Annotated in this window: 17 protein-coding genes; 9 read left to right on the top strand and 8 right to left on the bottom strand. The window is 65.1% G+C overall.

What is annotated here, in order from left to right; translation table 11 throughout:
- Positions 1-3 precede the first annotated feature (3 nt).
- Positions 4-588 (top strand): DUF1349 domain-containing protein, encoded by a 585-nt coding sequence (locus B5M41_RS06655; RefSeq protein WP_134647079.1) that lies wholly within the window; start codon positions 4-6, stop codon positions 586-588.
- 7 nt (positions 589-595) lie between these two features.
- On the opposite strand, the gene B5M41_RS06650 is transcribed toward B5M41_RS06655, so the two are convergent.
- The 4 genes from B5M41_RS06650 to B5M41_RS06635 all read right to left on the bottom strand — a co-directional run bounded on the left by B5M41_RS06650 (position 596) and on the right by B5M41_RS06635 (position 3,016).
- Positions 596-937: a tRNA-binding protein gene (locus tag B5M41_RS06650; RefSeq protein ID WP_134647077.1), complete on the bottom strand. Its 342-nt coding sequence runs from the start codon at positions 935-937 to the stop codon at positions 596-598.
- Positions 938-1,045: 108 nt separating this feature from the next.
- Positions 1,046-1,864 (bottom strand): pyrroline-5-carboxylate reductase, encoded by an 819-nt coding sequence (proC, locus tag B5M41_RS06645; protein WP_134647075.1) that lies wholly within the window; start codon positions 1,862-1,864, stop codon positions 1,046-1,048.
- 2 nt (positions 1,865-1,866) lie between these two features.
- Positions 1,867-2,367 (bottom strand): type III secretion system chaperone family protein, encoded by a 501-nt coding sequence (locus B5M41_RS06640; protein ID WP_134647073.1) that lies wholly within the window; start codon positions 2,365-2,367, stop codon positions 1,867-1,869.
- Positions 2,368-2,758: 391 nt separating this feature from the next.
- The gene (locus B5M41_RS06635) at positions 2,759-3,016 is read right to left on the bottom strand and encodes an accessory factor UbiK family protein (protein ID WP_134647071.1); all 258 of its coding nucleotides are present in this window, start codon (positions 3,014-3,016) and stop codon (positions 2,759-2,761) included.
- A gap of 238 nt (positions 3,017-3,254) precedes the next feature.
- On the opposite strand from B5M41_RS06635, the gene lgt reads away from it, so the two are divergent.
- The 7 genes from lgt to B5M41_RS06600 all read left to right on the top strand — a co-directional run bounded on the left by lgt (position 3,255) and on the right by B5M41_RS06600 (position 10,026).
- Positions 3,255-4,067 carry a prolipoprotein diacylglyceryl transferase gene (gene lgt, locus B5M41_RS06630; RefSeq protein ID WP_134647258.1) on the top strand — a complete coding sequence of 271 codons (813 nt, stop codon included), beginning with the start codon at positions 3,255-3,257 and terminating at the stop codon, positions 4,065-4,067.
- A gap of 13 nt (positions 4,068-4,080) precedes the next feature.
- The gene (locus B5M41_RS06625; RefSeq protein ID WP_134647069.1) at positions 4,081-5,181 is read left to right on the top strand and encodes a class I SAM-dependent methyltransferase; all 1,101 of its coding nucleotides are present in this window, start codon (positions 4,081-4,083) and stop codon (positions 5,179-5,181) included.
- A 100-nt stretch (positions 5,182-5,281) separates the two neighbouring features.
- Positions 5,282-6,073 carry a peptidoglycan editing factor PgeF gene (gene pgeF, locus B5M41_RS06620; RefSeq protein WP_134647067.1) on the top strand — a complete coding sequence of 264 codons (792 nt, stop codon included), beginning with the start codon at positions 5,282-5,284 and terminating at the stop codon, positions 6,071-6,073.
- A gap of 37 nt (positions 6,074-6,110) precedes the next feature.
- Positions 6,111-7,262, top strand: coding sequence for a M24 family metallopeptidase (locus tag B5M41_RS06615; RefSeq protein ID WP_134647065.1), 1,152 nt, complete (start codon positions 6,111-6,113; stop codon positions 7,260-7,262).
- 108 nt (positions 7,263-7,370) lie between these two features.
- On the top strand, positions 7,371-8,144 hold the full coding sequence (locus B5M41_RS06610) for a hypothetical protein (protein WP_134647256.1): 774 nt from the start codon (positions 7,371-7,373) through the stop codon (positions 8,142-8,144).
- A gap of 125 nt (positions 8,145-8,269) precedes the next feature.
- On the top strand, positions 8,270-9,202 hold the full coding sequence (locus B5M41_RS06605; protein WP_134647063.1) for a ribose-phosphate pyrophosphokinase: 933 nt from the start codon (positions 8,270-8,272) through the stop codon (positions 9,200-9,202).
- Between the two features lie 143 nt (positions 9,203-9,345).
- Complete coding sequence (locus B5M41_RS06600; protein ID WP_134647061.1) at positions 9,346-10,026, top strand: Kazal-type serine protease inhibitor domain-containing protein; 681 nt, start codon at positions 9,346-9,348, stop codon at positions 10,024-10,026.
- A 59-nt stretch (positions 10,027-10,085) separates the two neighbouring features.
- Here B5M41_RS06600 and B5M41_RS06595 read toward each other — a convergent pair whose 3' ends face one another.
- The 3 genes from B5M41_RS06595 to B5M41_RS06585 form a co-directional block, all read right to left on the bottom strand.
- Positions 10,086-10,460, bottom strand: a complete 375-nt coding sequence (locus B5M41_RS06595) for a DUF779 domain-containing protein (protein WP_134647254.1) — start codon at positions 10,458-10,460, stop codon at positions 10,086-10,088.
- A 134-nt stretch (positions 10,461-10,594) separates the two neighbouring features.
- Entirely contained in the window at positions 10,595-12,103 is a 1,509-nt protein-coding gene (gene adh / locus B5M41_RS06590) for an aldehyde dehydrogenase (RefSeq protein WP_134647059.1), read from the bottom strand.
- Positions 12,104-12,253: 150 nt separating this feature from the next.
- Positions 12,254-13,213 carry a helix-turn-helix domain-containing protein gene (locus B5M41_RS06585; protein ID WP_134647057.1) on the bottom strand — a complete coding sequence of 320 codons (960 nt, stop codon included), beginning with the start codon at positions 13,211-13,213 and terminating at the stop codon, positions 12,254-12,256.
- A 200-nt stretch (positions 13,214-13,413) separates the two neighbouring features.
- Between B5M41_RS06585 and B5M41_RS06580 the strand changes: the two genes are divergently transcribed.
- The gene (locus tag B5M41_RS06580) at positions 13,414-14,598 is read left to right on the top strand and encodes a benzoate/H(+) symporter BenE family transporter (protein ID WP_134647252.1); all 1,185 of its coding nucleotides are present in this window, start codon (positions 13,414-13,416) and stop codon (positions 14,596-14,598) included.
- On the opposite strand, the gene B5M41_RS06575 is transcribed toward B5M41_RS06580, so the two are convergent.
- Complete coding sequence (locus B5M41_RS06575; protein WP_134647055.1) at positions 14,599-16,053, bottom strand: hypothetical protein; 1,455 nt, start codon at positions 16,051-16,053, stop codon at positions 14,599-14,601.
- Positions 16,054-16,131: the final 78 nt, after the last annotated feature.

The raw sequence follows: 16,131 nt of genomic DNA, 5'->3' as shown, positions 1-16,131 counted from the left end.
CCGATGAGCAAAGCCCCGTTCGATGATCTCGTCTGGCTCAATCCGCCGCCCGCCGCGGACGTGCGGGAGGGCAGCCTGCATGTACGCACCGGCCTCAAGACGGATTTCTGGCAACGCACCTATTACGGATTCCAGCCCGACAGCGGGCATTTCCTGCACCGCCGATGGTCCGGCGACTTCACCCTGGAGACGACTTTTCACGGCCGCTACGAAACGCTCTACGACCAGGCCGGCCTGATGATCCGCTACGATGAAACGGCCTGGGTGAAATGCGGCATCGAGTTCACCGATGGCGCGAAGCATTTCAGCGTCGTCGTCACGCGCGGCCATTCCGACTGGTCGGCCTTCCGCGTCGAAGATGATTTCGACCTGATCTCCGTCCGCGTCACGCGCAATGGCGATGCGCTCTTCATCCAGTACAGGACCGACGCCATGGTGGAATGGCGGATGGCCCGCCTCGCCTACTTCCCGACGGAATATGCCGATCTCTCGGTCGGCGTCATGGCCTGCTCGCCGCAGCGCGCGGGCTTCGAAGCCGAATTCACGGATTTCCGGCTGGGCCCGCCGCTCTCACGCGACATTCACTAAAACGGTGTCAGCACATCTTCTTGCCGTTCGGCACCGGCTGGTCCACGCCGGCCAGAACGATCGCGCCGGCTTCATCCTCGAAACCGAGTGTCAGGACCTCCGAACGGACGGGCCCGATCTGGCGCGGCGGGAAATTGACGACGGCAAGCACCTGGCGTCCGACCAGCTGTTCCAGCGTGTAATGCACGGTGATCTGGGCCGACGATTTCTTCGTGCCGATTTCAGGGCCGAAGTCGATGGTCAGCTTGTAGGCGGGCTTGCGCGCCTCGGGAAACGGCAGCGCCTCGATGATGGTGCCGACGCGAATATCGACCCGCTCGAAATCGGCATAGGCAATGGTCTCGGTCATGGAGAAAGATCCTGCAATCGTTCAGTGCAATTCCCGGGGAACATGAAGTCCGCAAGGAACCGGATGAAAAGAACGGACTAACCGATTCCCGCGATTCAGGAAAACGGCTTAACCCGCCAGTTCCTCCGCGCGCCTGCGCGCCGCCGCAATCGCCTTGTCGAACAGCGGCTGCATGCCGTCGTCGGCCATGAGCACCGAAAGGGCGGCAGCGGTGGTGCCGCCCGGCGAGGTCACGTTCTGGCGCAGGCGGCTGGCGTCGTCGGGGGACTGGTGAAGCAGTTCACCAGCCCCCGCGACCGTTTCCCGTGCGAGGCGCATGGCGAGGTCCGCCGGCAGGCCCGCCTTGCGGCCTGCCTCTGCCATGCACTCGACGAGATAAAAGACATAAGCCGGGCCGCTGCCCGAAACCGCCGTGACGGCGTCGATATCGCCCTCGCTGGCGACCCATTCCACCGGACCGCTGACCTTGAGCAGGGCATGCACGAAATCGCGCTGCGCATCGGTCACGCGCGCATTGGCGTAGGCGCCCGTCACGCCGCGGCCGATCATGGCCGGCGTGTTCGGCATGGCGCGCACGGTGGCGGCTGCGCCGAGATGACTTTCGAGATTGGCGATGGTCTTGCCGGCGGCCACGGAGACGATGACCGTCTCGGGGCCGACCAATCCCTTGAGCGGCGGCAGCACCTGATCGATGACCTGCGGCTTGACCGCGACGAAGATGACGCCGGCCTTGACGCCTTCGGGGGCCGCGGTCTCGTGGCGCACGCCGTTATCGGCAATCAGCTTGGCCATGGCCGGCTGGGGGCCGGGATCGATGACGATGACCGACGCGCCGGAAATGCCGCTCTTCAGCCAGCCGGCGAGCATGGCGCCGCCCATATTGCCGGCGCCGATGAGAACGATCGGTCCGCTCGCGGCCACGCTCATGATCAGGCCTCCCCGACCGTCTCGAACAGCACGGCGTCGACGGCGGACTGGGCATCCATGCCGGACCACACGACGAACTGGAAGGCCTGGAAATAGGCTTCGCAGGATTCGAGCGCGCTGGAGAGCAGCACCTCGACCTGCTGGTTGGTGGGCTCCGCGCCGCCTGCAAGAAGCAACGACTGGCGGAAGATCACCACGTCCTCGCGGCGCCAGAGGTCGAAATGCCCCATCAGCACCTGTCCGTTGACATGGGAGAGAAGGCACATGACCTCGTTGACCCGGCTCTCGGGAACCTTGATGTCAAAGGCGCAGGCCAGGTGCAGCGCCTCGAATTCCTCCATCCAGGAGAAGGAGACGTGGTAGTCCGTCCACTTGCCTTCGACGGTCATCGCGATCTCGTCTTCGCCCGACCGCTCGAACGTCCAGTCGTTGTTCGCCGCGACGAATTCGATCATGTCGACCGGGTTGGACTGGCGCCCGATATCCAATTCCATAAGGCTCATGCGTCACCTTCAAGGCCGGCAGGCATGCATCATCGCGCTCACACACACGACGCGGCAAACCTTACTCCGGATACAACACTGAATGATTGCTAGGCACTGCACGCAGACTGGACGACCTACCCTGTCCGAAGCTTGCGCCGCCTGTTTCGAATCATCATTTAAAATCAGTGTATAACGGCGGAGTCACGACGCCAGCCCCTGAGCACCTGTTTTCCCCGGACGGTTGTGGAAAGCGGCTCCGAAAAAGATTCAGGTCGAGCGCTTAAGAGACTCTGCCAAAAGGGCTTTTCGCAAGTGTCCACAGGGGTAAAAATTTTATTAAAAAAAACGGTTGGCGCGATGTGAATCACGCCAACCGAGTCCGTGCTGTCGAAACCTGTCGCGAAACGGTTCAGTTGCCCGCGTTGAGGCGCGCTTCCAGGGCTTCGAGCCGCTTCAAAAGCGCGTCGTTTTCATCGCGTGCCTTGATGGCCATTTCGCGCACCGCCTCGAACTCCTCGCGCTTGACGAGGTCGAGCCCGTTGATGAAGCGTTCGGCCTGCGCGCGGAACATCGTTTCGGCTTCCTTGCGCATGCCCTGGGCGGCTCCAGCGGCATCGGTCATCAGCTTGGCGAAATCGTCGAAAATGCGGTTCGCACCGGTGGTCATGGGCCTTCCCTCCTCGGGTGTCGATGGTTGCGGCAGGCGCTCGCGCCCGCATTCTGTCTTTGAGGTAGGGTCTTGGACCGCTGCTTGCAAGCGGATTCCGGTGGATCGCTCTGTCAGGGACGGGACGGGCGCCGGCAATCGCCATTTCCCGCCTTGACCCTGCCGCAACGCCTCGCCATCTTCCGCCCGAAACGAGGATGTTCCACGCTTGACCAATATCGCGCAGCTCTTTGCCATCATGCCCTATCCCGAAATCGACCCGATCGCCTTCTCCATCGGCCCGGTCGACGTGCACTGGTACGGCATCGCCTATGTCGCGGGCATCATGCTGGGCTGGCTTTACGCCCGCAGGCTGATCGAAACGCCGCGCCTGTGGGCGGGCGAAGCGCCGATCACCCGCGTCCAGCTCGACGACTTCCTCGTCTGGGCCGCCGTCGGCATCATTCTGGGCGGCCGCATCGGCTATATCGTGTTCTACGATTTCCCGAATGTCGCGGCCGACCCTCTGCGCGCCCTTCAGGTGTGGAAAGGCGGCATGTCGTTCCATGGCGGCTTCGCCGGCACGACGCTTGCCATGATCCTCTTCGCACGGCGTCACAAGATCCCGCTGTGGAGCCTGTTCGATATCGTCGCCGCCGTCGTGCCGATCGGCCTGTTCTTCGGCCGCATCGCCAACTTCGTCAACGGCGAGCTCTGGGGGCGGCTGTCGGATGCGCCCTGGGCGGTGATCTTTCCGGAGGCCGGTCCCTTCGCACGCCATCCGAGCCAGCTTTACGAAGCCGGGCTCGAGGGTATCGTGCTGCTTACCGTGATCGCCGTTGCGATCTATCGCTTCGGCGCGCTGAAGCGTCCGGGCCTCGTGACCGGCATCTTCGTCGCGGGCTATGCCCTGTCGCGCATCACGGTCGAATTCTTCCGCGAGCCGGATCCGCAACTCGGCTATCTCTTCGGCGGATGGCTGACCATGGGCATGGTGCTGTCGCTGCCCATGCTGGCGCTCGGCATCTGGGCCATCCTGCGCGCGCGCCCGGCCGAGCCGGCCAGCGCCTGAACGGATCAACACCATGCCGACACCGCTCGCCCGCAAGATCAAGGCGCTGATCCACACCAACGGTCCGATCAGCATCACGGACTATTTCGCGCTGTGCCTCGCCGACCCGGACTATGGCTACTATCGCACCCGGGACCCGTTCGGCCGCGCCGGCGATTTCGTCACCGCGCCTGAAATCAGCCAGCTCTTCGGCGAAATGCTCGGCATCTTCCTCGTGCATGCCTGGCAGAAGCATGGCGGGCCGGAACGGGTGCGCATCGCCGAGATCGGCCCCGGCCGCGGCACCATGATGTCCGACATGCTGCGCGTCGTCGCCAAGCTGGCGCCGCAACTCTACGAGAGCGCGACCTTCCACCTCGTGGAGACGAGCCCCAGGCTGCGCGAAATCCAGCAGGAGACGCTTGGGCTTCATGCCGGCCGCGTCAGCTGGCACGACAGTTTCGAGGAGTTGCCCGACGGCTTCGTTCTGCTCGCAGCCAACGAGCTGTTCGACGCCATTCCCATCCGCCAGTTCGTCAAGACGCCCACCGGCTTCCGCGAACGCCTGGTCGGGCTCGATGCCGAAGACGAACTCACCTTTGCCGCTGGCGTCGCGGGCATCGACCCCGCGCTGCTGCCGGACAATCACAAGACGGTCGCGAACGGCACGATCTTCGAGATCGCCCCGGCGCGCGAAGCGGTGATGGCGACGATCGGCGAGCGCATCGCCCGCTTCGGCGGCACCGCCCTCATCATCGACTACGGTCACTTCGTCAGCGGATTCGGCGATACGCTTCAGGCCGTCCTCAAGCACGATTTCGATCCGCCGCTTGCCCATCCCGGCGAGGCGGACCTGACGAGCCACGTCGATTTCGAGCGTCTGGCGGCTGCCGCGGCGGCCTCCGGCCTCCACATTCACGGCATGTTGCACCAGGGGGATTTCCTCGTCGGCCTCGGCATCGGCGAGCGCGCCTCCGCGCTCGGGCGCAATCGCGACGAGGCGGCGCAGCAGCAGATCCTGAACGATGTTGCCCGTCTCGCCGGTTCCGGCGCAGGCCGAATGGGCGATCTTTTCAAGGTCCTGGCGGTCGGCAGCGAACCGCTTGCACTGTTTCCGTTCCGCCAGCCGGATTGACAGGCCGGCCTCGGGCGGACAACATCCGGCCCGATTTGCACCCCGCATGCCCCGGCCGAGTTCCTTGCCTGGCGGCCCCTCCAAGCCCAGCCGAGAGACCATGAAGGACCAAGCGCTTCCCTCCCCGATCCAGAGCCCGCTGATCGCCGAACGCGCCGGAGACCTGGTGCGCCACGGCTTCTTCACGCGCGCCGGCGGCGTCTCGGAAGGCATCTATCGCGGCCTCAATGTCGGCCTCGGCTCGAACGACGCGCGAGAGAACGTCCAGGAGAATCGCGCCCGTGTCGCCCGCTGGTTCGGCGTCGAACCGGACCGGCTCGCGACGGTGCACCAGGTCCACTCGCCGGATGTCGTGACCGTCGATGCCGGCTATGACGGCAGCCGCCCGCAAGCGGATGCGCTCGTCACGGCCACGCCCGGCGTCGTGCTCGGCGTTCTCGCAGCCGATTGCGGCCCGATCCTGTTCTGTGATGCGGAGGCCCGCATCGTGGGCGCGGCGCATGCGGGCTGGAAGGGCGCGCTCTTCGGCGTGCTGGAAAACACCATCGCCACCATGGAGGCGCTCGGCGCACGCCGTGACGCAATCGTCGCCAGCCTCGGCCCGTCGATCGGCCGGCGAAACTACGAGGTCGGGCCGGAATTCGTGGAGCGTTTCCTGGCCATCGATCCGGCATATGGCCGCTACTTCACGCCTTCGGGGAAACCCGGCCACAGCATGTTCGACCTGCCGGCCTTCACCACGCAGCGCCTTAACGACGCCGGCGTGACGGCCGAAAATCTCGACATCTGCACCTATCCCGACGAAGATCGCTTCTTCTCCTATCGGCGCACCACGCACCGGCAGGAGCCCGATTACGGCCGCCAGATTTCGGCGATCATGGTCGCGGGCTGAAGCGCAAACAACAGACGAAGACGAGGGAGACACCGCCATGGCACTTCACTTCGACAGCGAGGAATACGCCAACCGGCTCCAGCGGCTCACCGCCCGCATGCGGGAGGACAAGCTCGACGCCGTCCTGCTTTTTGCGCAGGAGAGCATGTACTGGCTGACGGGCTACGACACCTTCGGCTACTGCTTCTTCCAGACGCTCGTCGTGAAGGCCGATGGCAGCATGGTGCTGCTGACGCGCTCGGCCGACCTGCGCCAGGCCCGCCACACCTCCAATATCGAAAAGATCGAGATCTGGGTCGACCGCGTCAATGCGGACCCGACGATGGACCTGAAGAACCTGCTTTCGGATCTCGACCTGCTCGGCTGCCGCATCGGCATCGAATACGACACGCACGGGCTGACGGGCCGCAACACCCGCCTGCTCGACAACCAGCTCCAGAGCTTCGGCGAGATCGTCGATGCGTCCGGCATCGTCAGCCGCCTGCGTCTCATCAAGAGCCCGGCGGAGATCGCCTATGTCGAGCGCGCCGCAGCCCTCTCCGACGATGCGCTCGATGCCGCGCGCCCGCTGATCGCCGCCGGCGCCGACGAAGCGGCGATCCTCGCCGCCCTGCAGAATGCGGTGCTGGCCGGCGGCGGCGATTATGCCGCCAACGAATTCGTCATCGGCTCGGGCGCCGACGCCCTGCTCTGCCGGTCGAAATCCGGCCGGCGCCGGCTGGATGCGCAGGACCAGCTGACGCTCGAATGGTCCGGTGTGAGCGCACGCTATCATGCGCCGATGATGCGCACCGCCATCGTCGGCGAGCCGACGAGCCGCCACCGCGAGCTCTACAGCGCCTGCCGCGAGGCCTTGCAGGCGATGGAAATGGTGCTCAGGCCCGGCAACACCTTCGGCACGGTCTTCGAGACCTTCACCCGGCTCATCGACGAGCGCGGCCTTGCGCGCCACCGGCTTAACACATGCGGTTACTCCGTCGGCGCGCGTTTTGCCCCCTCCTGGATGGACCATCAGTCCTTCCTGCTCGGCAATCCGCAGGAGATCGAGCCGAACATGTCGCTGTTCGTGCACACGCTGCTGTTCGATTCCGACAGCGGCACCGCGATGACGCTCGGCCAGACATACCTGACGACGACCGACACGCCGAAGGCCCTGTCGCGCTACGGGCTCGACTTCATCGAGGTCTGACGGGGTTTTCACCGGCAACATCCTGTAATTGACAGGGCCCGGAGCCATCCCGCATAACTCGATGCGGGGAACGGAGGGCACCACCTCCGCAGGACACGGACGATGACAATGCAGAAGCTGAACAAGCGGCTGGCACTGATCGGCCTCATGGCAATCCTGGCCGGCTGTAACAGCACCGATGCGCTGATCCCGCGCGCCGATGTCGGGGGAAACTTCAATTCGCCGCCGGTCACCCAGAGCGATCTCGACCGGATGAGCGCCGATACCGGTCCGGTGGCGGGCACATCCGCGGAAACGGCGTTCGCCTCGCCCGGCATCGGCGGCGGCTCGACCGGCGCGGATACCGCCGGCACCCTTCAGGGCCAGGCCGATGCGCTTGCCCGCAACCAGGGCGGCGCAAGCGTCTCGACGACGGAAGCGGAACTGAGCCGCACGGCCGCGCAGCGTTCGCTTGCGGCGGAGACATCCGAAGGCGCGGAAGAGCTTGCGGCGCTTCCGCCGGCCAAGGCCGCGGGCGGCGAGACGATCCGTTTCCTGCCGATCATCGGCGCACCGGTGCAGGCCGTGACGCCGCTCTCCAAACGGCTGGGGACGGAAGCCCGTTCCAGCGGACTGACGATCCGCAGCGCCTCCGACACTTCCGCAAACCATATCCTCAAGGGCTATTTCTCGGCGATGAACGACGCCGGCAAGACCACCGTCATCTATGTCTGGGACGTACTGGACGGCTCCGGCGCGCGGCTGCATCGCATCCAGGGCCAGGAAAGCGTCAATGGCACGCAATCCGATCCCTGGGCAGCTGTCCCCCCGCGGACGATGGAGGCCATCGCGCAGAAAACTATTCGCCAGTACCTCGACTGGCGCGACGCCGCGCCCGGTTAAGACCCTCGAAACGGTAAATCACAGCGAAATGCGAAGAATCGCTTTTTCAAGCCGCTTGGGGCCTTGCATTCGCAGTTTTTGCCGCTTAAAGGCCCCCCATCAGCAGAATAACAGGCGGACCATAAATGAAGGTTTTCGCGGGCAATTCGAACCGGCTTCTGGCCGAAGCGATCTGCAATTATCTGAATGTTCCGCTTGGCCGCGCCACGGTCAGACGCTTCGCAGACCAGGAAATCTTCGTTGAAATCCAGGAGAACGTGCGCGGCGAGGACGTCTTCGTCGTCCAGTCCACCTCCTTCCCGACCAACGACCACCTGATGGAACTGCTGATCATGATCGATGCCATGCGCCGCTCCTCGGCGCGCCGCATCACGGCCGTGATCCCCTATTTCGGCTATGCCCGTCAGGACCGCAAGCCGGGTCCGCGCACGCCGATCTCCGCCAAGCTCGTCGCCAACCTGATCACCGAAGCCGGCGCCGACCGCGTGCTCACGCTGGACCTGCATGCCGGCCAGATCCAGGGCTTCTTCGATATCCCGACCGACAACCTCTACGCCGTGCCGATCCTGGCGCGCGACGTGAAGGAAAACTACAATCTCGAAAACGTCATGGTCGTCTCGCCCGACGTCGGCGGCGTGGTGCGCGCCCGTGCGCTCGCCAAGCGGCTCGATTGCCAGCTGGCGATCGTCGACAAGCGCCGCGAGCGCGCCGGCGAGTCCGAGGTCATGAACGTCATCGGCGACGTGACCGGCAAGGACTGTCTGCTGATCGACGATATCGTCGATTCCGGCGGCACGCTCTGCAACGCGGCCGAAGCGCTGCTGAAGAACGGGGCGACCAGCGTCACCGCCTATATCACGCATGGCGTGCTCTCGGGCGGCGCGGTTGCCCGCGTCACCTCGTCGAAGCTCAAGGAGCTCGTGATCACCGACTCGATCCAGCCGACCACGGCCGTGCAGTCCGCGCACAATATCCGCGTCATCTCGACCGCCAACCTGCTTGGCGAGGCGATCAACCGCACGAGCGCGGAAGAATCCGTTTCCAGCCTCTTCGACTGATACGGTTCCCCTCTCCCATTCGAGGCCTGCGCACCGGCACCCGGTCGCGCGGGCCTTTTCGTCTCCGGCATCTTTCCGCGCAGAACCCGATTTTGCGTCCGCCGAATCTGCGCTAGGTTCCATCAGTCTCACAGGAGGAGTCCATGACCGTGACGTCGCCTTTCCTTCGCCGGCTTGCCGGACGCATCGCCATTCTTCTTGCGGCCGGCACGCTCGCAGCCTGCCAGGTCGACGTCGATCAGGGCGGCGGGGGTTACCGCCCCGGCCCGCAGGCCTGCACGCGGGAGTACCGCCCGGTCTGCGGCGCACGCGGCGGCGATCTCCAGACCTTCGCCAATGCCTGCGAGGCACGTGAAAGCGGCTACCGCGTCGCCGGCCCCGGCGAGTGCCGTCGCGATGGCGGCCGTCCGGAGCCCTATCCCGATCCGGATCGTGCCTGCACGCGCGAATATGCACCGGTCTGCGGCGCGCGCGGACGCGATCGCCAGACCTTCGCCAACGCCTGCGAGGCGCGCAAGAGCGGCTATGACATCATGGTCCGCGGCGAATGCCAGTTCGGCCGGCCGGGCGACCAGCGGGGCGACGGCGGCGGACGCGACCGCCCGGGCCGCGATCGTGACCGTGACCGTGACCGCGATCGTGACAACGACTGGGGCGGTGGCAATGTCGGCGGCGGCAGCGGCGGCGGCCAGCGCATGTGCACGATGGAATACAATCCGGTCTGCGCTCAGCGCGGCCGCGACCTGAAGACCTTCGGCAATTCCTGCTCGGCCGATGCCGCAGGTTATCGCGTGGTCCGGCCCGGCGAATGCCAGGCTTACTGATCACGACCTGACGCGACAGACAGCACGCCCCGCCCGCAAGGCGGGGCTTTTTCTTGTGTTCAGCGCGGCGGCAGCGGGCAGGCCTCGCCACCGTCGAACAGGCGCGAGCGGGTGAGGAAGCGTTTCTCCCGTCCGTTATCGAGCGAGAACATGCCGCCGCGCCCGGGCACGACATCGATGATGAGCTGCGTGTGCTTCCACACGTCGAACTGGCTCTCGCTGATATAGACGGGCACGCCGCCGATCTCCCCCAGCTTCACGTCGCGGTCGCCGACGATGTAGTCGTCAGCCGGATAGCACATGGGGGACGAGCCGTCGCAGCAGCCGCCGGACTGGTGGAAGAGGATATCGGGATAATCCGCCTGGATTTCCCGGATGAGCGCAAGCGCCGCATCTGTCGCGACGACCCGCGGCTGCGTGATGGCTTCTGGCATGTCTGTCATCGTGGCCTCCCGAAACAGGTTTCCCTCCCTCCGGAACCCCGGAGAGAGGGAGAAGGCAGGTCACGGAGAAAGCGCCCTGCCCTGCGGTTGCCTTCCCCGGGGGGTAGGAGAAGGCCGGCGGCGGCTCAGAAGAAGCCGAGCGCCTTGGGAGAATAGCTGACCAGCATGTTCTTGGTCTGCTGGTAGTGGTCGAGCATCATCTTGTGCGTCTCGCGGCCGATGCCCGACTGCTTGTAGCCGCCGAACGCGGCATGCGCCGGATAGGCGTGGTAGCAGTTGGTCCACACGCGGCCGGCCTGGATGTCGCGGCCGAAGTGGTAGCAACGGTTGGCATCGCGGCTCCACACGCCGGCGCCGAGGCCGTAGAGCGTGTCGTTGGCGATGGCGAGTGCGTCCGCATCATCCTTGAAGGTGGTCACCGAAACGACCGGCCCGAAGATTTCCTCCTGGAAGATGCGCATCTTGTTGTTGCCGCGAAAGACGGTCGGCTTCACGTAGTAGCCGCCGGCCAGATCGCCGCCGAGATCGTTGCGGCCGCCGCCGGTCAGCACTTCCGCGCCTTCCTGCCGGCCGATGTCGATATAGGACAGGATCTTCTCCAACTGCTCGGACGACGCCTGCGCGCCGATCATCGTCGCCGTGTCGAGCGGATTGCCCTGCACGATCTTCTCGACGCGCTTGATGGCCTTTTCCATGAAGCGATCGTAGATCTTTTCATGCACGAGCGCGCGGCTCGGGCAGGTGCAGACCTCGCCCTGGTTGAGCGCGAACATCGCAAAGCCTTCCAGCGCCTTGTCGAGATAGTCGTCGTCCTCGTTCATCACATCGGCGAAGAAGATGTTCGGCGACTTGCCGCCCAGTTCCAGCGTGACCGGAATGAGGTTCTGGCTGGCATATTGCATGATCAGGCGGCCGGTCGTCGTCTCGCCGGTGAAGGCGATCTTGGCGATGCGCGGGTTGGAGGCGAGCGGCTTGCCGGCCTCGAGGCCGAAGCCGTTGACGATGTTGAGCACGCCGGCCGGCAGGAGATCGCCGATCAGCTCGGCCCAGACGAGGATCGAGGACGGCGTCTGCTCGGCGGGCTTCAGCACCACGCAATTGCCCGCGGCAAGCGCGGGCGCGAGCTTCCAGGCGGCCATCAGGATCGGGAAGTTCCAGGGAATGATCTGGCCGACGACGCCGAGCGGCTCGTGGAAGTGATAGGCGATCGTGTCGTGGTCGACTTCGCCGATCGTGCCTTCCTGCGCACGTACACACGAGGCAAAATAGCGGAAGTGGTCGATGGCGAGCGGAATGTCGGCGGCCATGGTTTCACGCAGCGGCTTGCCGTTGTCCCAGGTCTCGGCGCGGGCAAGCAGATCGAGGTTGTCCTCCATGCGCTGCGCGATCTTCATCAGGATATTGGCGCGCTCCGTCGAAGAGGTGCGGCCCCACTTGTCCTTGACGGCGTGGGCGGCGTCGAGCGCCAGCTCGATATCGGCGGCGTCGGAGCGTGCGACTTCGCAGAGCTTGCCGCCGGTGATCGGCGTGATGTTGTCGAAGTAGCGGCCCGCGACGGGCTCCTTCCACTCGCCACCGATGAAATTGCCGTACTTCGCCTTGTACGGATTCTCGACGATCTTCTGATGCAGCATTGTCATTCCTCCCATGAAAGGCCCGGATGGGCCGTGGGAGGAATGGTGCGGTGCTTTGCGCTTTCGCGATAGGGAGACGGCGCCGATGGCGGGCGCGACTGTTTCAGAATTGAGACAGGGCAATGCGGCAGGCTGTGCTGCGCCGCAGCATCAGTTGATCGAGAGCTTCTTCATCTTCCGGTAGAGCGTCGCCCGGCTGATGCCAAGCAGATCGGCCGCATGGCTGACATTGCCGCCGGCACGCGTCAGCACGCGGCGCAGCGCCGCGCGCTCGGCATCGTCGAGATCCCGGCCCTCCTCCACGCGATCCTCTTTCAGAAGGTCGGAGGCGGCAATGCCGGTGGCGATGCGCCGGTCGTCGAGCCCGAGCACCTGGCGGGCCGCGCGTGTCGCGCCGAGCACCAGATCGTCCCGGTCAACGGCCAGGAGCGCCGGCGAGGCCCTGCCCTCCACCGGCACGAGCAGGATGCGGGCCGCGGAGAAGGCGCGCCGGAACAGCCCGGCCTCGATGCGTGCGGCGGCATCGCGCACGGCCTGCGAGAGGATCGACATGGTCATCTCATTGGCGTCGTCGCGGCAGGTGGAAATATCGATGGCGGCTGCAATGCGGCCCGTATGATCGCGGATCGGCGCCGTGGTGCAGGAAAGCCGGGTGTTCTGCGACAGGAAATGCTGGTCGCGCAGGATGAGGACCGCGCGCTCGTCGGCAAGGGCCGTGCCGATGCCGTTGGTGCCGACGCTCGCCTCGCTCCAGACCGTGCCGGACCAGAGGCCGACGCCGCGGAAATCGCGGTCGTCCCCGGCGGCGCCGCGCCGTTCCAGCGCAATGCCGTTCTCGTCGGTCAGGAGCAGGCAGCAGCCGGCCTTGCCGACGGTGGCGAACAGGCGGTCGATTTCGCCGCGCGCTTCCTCGATGAGATCGCTGGAGCGGGACCGGGCCTGCCGGAACTCGCTCTCGGTCAGCCGCCAAGGTACGCGTGCCTCTTCCGGCGACAGCCCATGCAGCGTCAAACAACGCCGCCAGGACGCCGCAACGGGTGAATTGGCAGCCGCCGAGGCATGGGCCACCACGGTCTGGACATGATCCGCGTGATCGAAACGCACAGGCATCGGCTCTCCTCCCGAAAGCTTCCGACCGACCGTCGCACTGGAATACAATGCCGCGAACTATAGAACCGTTCGCAGCGAAAGGTCCAGCGGAACGAAGGTTCAACACGGATATGGGCAGCGGGGACCCGCACAACAAGGCTGTTTCCAACCGTCCCGCCGCCTGTTACCAGTGCATATCCTTTTCCAGCATCGATCCTGCCATGTTTCGCGATTTTTCCGCCCAAGCCCTTTTCATGGGCCTTCTCACTGCCTTTGTCGGTTTCGCCAGTTCCTTCGCCGTCGTTTTGCATGGTCTCATCGGGGTCGGCGCCACCGAGGCGCAAGCCGCCTCCGGCCTGATGGCGCTCTCGGTCTCGATGGGCCTGTGCGCCATCGTGCTCAGCGTCGCGACGAGGCTGCCCGTATCCATCGCCTGGTCGACGCCCGGCGCCGCTTTGCTCGCGACGTCAGGCGCCATCGAAGGCGGTTTCTCGACGGCGGTGGGCGGGTTCATCATCTGTGCGTTGCTGATCGTCATCGCCGGCCTGTGGAAGCCGCTCGGCCGCATGGTCGCCGCCATTCCCGCAACGCTCGCCAATGCGATGCTGGCGGGCGTGCTGATCGGCCTGTGCTTCGCCCCGGTGAAGGCCATCGCCTTCGATCCGCTGCTCGGCCTGCCGATCGTGCTCGCCTGGGCGATCGTCGGCAGCATCAACCGGCTTTACGCCGTGCCGGCCGCGCTCGTCGCCTTCATCGCGGTGCTGGCCTTCGGCGTCGACATCCCGGACGGCGCCTTGAGCGGCCTTGCCGCATCGCTGCTGCCGAAACCCGAACTCGTCGCGCCATTCTTCACCATGGCCGGGCTGATCGGCATCGCCCTGCCGCTCTTCATCGTCACCATGGCCTCGCAGAACATTCCCGGCATCGCCGTGCTGAAGGTCAACGGCTACGAGCCGAAACCCGGGCCGCTCTTTGCCGTGACGGGTGCGTTCTCGCTGCTGTCCGCCCCCTTCGGCGGCCATGCCGTCAATCTCGCCGCCATCACCGCCGCCATGTGCGCGGGCAGCGATGCGCATCCCGACCCGGCGAAACGCTACTGGGCGGCGATCAATGCCGGTGTCTTCTATGTGATCTTCGGGCTGGCGGCCGGTGCGGTCACGGCCTTCGTCGCGCTGGCCCCGCCGATCCTCATCCAGGCCGTCGCCGGCCTTGCGCTGATCAGCGCCTTTGCCGCTTCCGCGCTCAACGCCTTCCGCGAGCCGGAGGGCCGCGAAGCCGCGGCGGTGACGTTCCTCGTCACCGCCTCCGGCGTTTCGTTCCTCGGCATTTCCGGCGCCTTCTGGGGCCTGCTGGCGGGCGGGCTGATGCTCGGCCTCGCCCATCTCATGGCCCGGCGCCGGCGCTGATTACGGCTGGAACGGCAACGGGCGGCCGTTGATCAGCACCTTGCCGTCCTCGCCGACCGTGACATCCCAGGCCTGCGCCCCGTCGCCCGCATCGCGCGCCAGGCCCTTCATCATCAGGAGCCCGAAGGAGGCCTGGCCGAATTCCGGAACGATCGCCGCATTCTTCTGGAGGTAGGCAACCGTCTCGTCGAACTTGCGCATCGTCAGCGTCAGGTCGGCCTTGCGGCGGTCCTTGTCCTCGATATGGACCTGCATCGTCCCGGTGAGGCGCACGTCATAGATCGGCGAAACGGCCGAGACATCCTCGAGCTCGAACGTCATCATGCCGTCAGGCAGCACGATGCGACCGAGTTCGGCATTTTGCTCCGGGGTGAACGGCTCCTTCTTGGAGAAGTCGCCATGGTCAAGCATGTAGGTGACGGCGCCGGCAAGATCGAGATTGGCGACGGCCATCTTGAAGGTCGCGTGTTCCGGCACCGCGCTCTCGAAGGCCGCGGGCACCACACCGGCGGGAAGCTTCGGCTTGTCGATATCGATGCCGAAGCCGACACGCGTGGAATGGGCGACGCCGTTCATGTCGATGTTATAGACGAGACCATCGGCGCCGAAATTTCCCTTGTCCGTGCCGATGGCAACATTGGAAGCGTGGATCGTCTCTTTCAGATTGTCGAAGACCGGAAGGGAATCGCGAAGGAGCTGCTTGAGACGCGCGGTTTCAGGCGGGTCGAGCTGAGGCTTGTCGATGTTGTCGAGGATGAAGAAGACAATGTCCTGCACCGTCTTGTAGCGTGCACCGTCCATGCTGACGTCGATATCCACCTTGTCGGCGCTGATATCCACCTTGCCGGAATCCTTGCTGGTGATGGTCTCCGCAAAGGCCTGCATGACGCCCTTCGTGGAAATGTCGAGCGTATCGGCAGTCTTCTTCTCCGTCGCCACCGACATCACCGACTGGCCGAAGGTCGCCGAAACGCTTTCCTTGGGCGTGACGCTGGAGAAGGCGATCTTGTTGGCCGACCAGTCGGCCGAGGTGAAGTAGAGGATCTCCGGGTCATAGATCCCGTCGAGCTTCATGGAGTCGATCACGTAGGAAAACGACGTGGCGTCCGCCGGCGTGTCGATCGTGCCCTTGATGTCGAGGCTGTCGTTCGACTCGATGCGGTAGGTCCCCTCGGGCATCGGCCGCAGATGGGAAACCATCGGCTTCAGGCCTTCGACATTGAGCGCCCCGTTCTTCGCCTTTGCCAAAAGCGGCGCGGGATCGAAGCGCAATTCGTAGAAAGACGTCGCGGCCCGGACCGTGACCATGCCGGCATCGACCAGGTCTTTCGGCAGGTAATGCGTCAGGCGCTTCTGGATGTTTGCGGCCTCGGACACCGAAACCTCCTGGGCATGGACCGTGCCTGCGCAAACGAGCGCAACGGCGGCCGAAGCCATCAGGGTCTGTCTTATCATCATGGTCTCCTTGCCAAAAACGAACTGGGCGGAACTTCCATATACTGCGGGGATGTGTCAATCCGGTCGCGGCCTTGC

Source organism: Shinella sumterensis, from assembly GCF_004514425.2.
GTDB lineage: Bacteria > Pseudomonadota > Alphaproteobacteria > Rhizobiales > Rhizobiaceae > Shinella > Shinella sumterensis.
This window is presented reverse-complemented; position numbering and strand designations above follow the sequence as displayed.

What these genes read in the sequence shown, in the direction of transcription:
- B5M41_RS06655 (WP_134647079.1), top strand. Translation starts at nt 4, where the DNA reads ATGAGCAAAGCCCCGTTCGATGATCTCGTCTGGCTCAATCCGCCGCCC.
- B5M41_RS06650 (WP_134647077.1), bottom strand. Translation starts at nt 937, where the DNA reads ATGACCGAGACCATTGCCTATGCCGATTTCGAGCGGGTCGATATTCGC.
- proC (WP_134647075.1), bottom strand. Translation starts at nt 1,864, where the DNA reads ATGAGCGTGGCCGCGAGCGGACCGATCGTTCTCATCGGCGCCGGCAAT.
- B5M41_RS06640 (WP_134647073.1), bottom strand. Translation starts at nt 2,367, where the DNA reads ATGAGCCTTATGGAATTGGATATCGGGCGCCAGTCCAACCCGGTCGAC.
- B5M41_RS06635 (WP_134647071.1), bottom strand. Translation starts at nt 3,016, where the DNA reads ATGACCACCGGTGCGAACCGCATTTTCGACGATTTCGCCAAGCTGATG.
- lgt (WP_134647258.1), top strand. Translation starts at nt 3,255, where the DNA reads ATGCCCTATCCCGAAATCGACCCGATCGCCTTCTCCATCGGCCCGGTC.
- B5M41_RS06625 (WP_134647069.1), top strand. Translation starts at nt 4,081, where the DNA reads ATGCCGACACCGCTCGCCCGCAAGATCAAGGCGCTGATCCACACCAAC.
- pgeF (WP_134647067.1), top strand. Translation starts at nt 5,282, where the DNA reads ATGAAGGACCAAGCGCTTCCCTCCCCGATCCAGAGCCCGCTGATCGCC.
- B5M41_RS06615 (WP_134647065.1), top strand. Translation starts at nt 6,111, where the DNA reads ATGGCACTTCACTTCGACAGCGAGGAATACGCCAACCGGCTCCAGCGG.
- B5M41_RS06610 (WP_134647256.1), top strand. Translation starts at nt 7,371, where the DNA reads ATGCAGAAGCTGAACAAGCGGCTGGCACTGATCGGCCTCATGGCAATC.
- B5M41_RS06605 (WP_134647063.1), top strand. Translation starts at nt 8,270, where the DNA reads ATGAAGGTTTTCGCGGGCAATTCGAACCGGCTTCTGGCCGAAGCGATC.
- B5M41_RS06600 (WP_134647061.1), top strand. Translation starts at nt 9,346, where the DNA reads ATGACCGTGACGTCGCCTTTCCTTCGCCGGCTTGCCGGACGCATCGCC.
- B5M41_RS06595 (WP_134647254.1), bottom strand. Translation starts at nt 10,460, where the DNA reads ATGCCAGAAGCCATCACGCAGCCGCGGGTCGTCGCGACAGATGCGGCG.
- adh (WP_134647059.1), bottom strand. Translation starts at nt 12,103, where the DNA reads ATGCTGCATCAGAAGATCGTCGAGAATCCGTACAAGGCGAAGTACGGC.
- B5M41_RS06585 (WP_134647057.1), bottom strand. Translation starts at nt 13,213, where the DNA reads ATGCCTGTGCGTTTCGATCACGCGGATCATGTCCAGACCGTGGTGGCC.
- B5M41_RS06580 (WP_134647252.1), top strand. Translation starts at nt 13,414, where the DNA reads ATGTTTCGCGATTTTTCCGCCCAAGCCCTTTTCATGGGCCTTCTCACT.
- B5M41_RS06575 (WP_134647055.1), bottom strand. Translation starts at nt 16,053, where the DNA reads ATGATAAGACAGACCCTGATGGCTTCGGCCGCCGTTGCGCTCGTTTGC.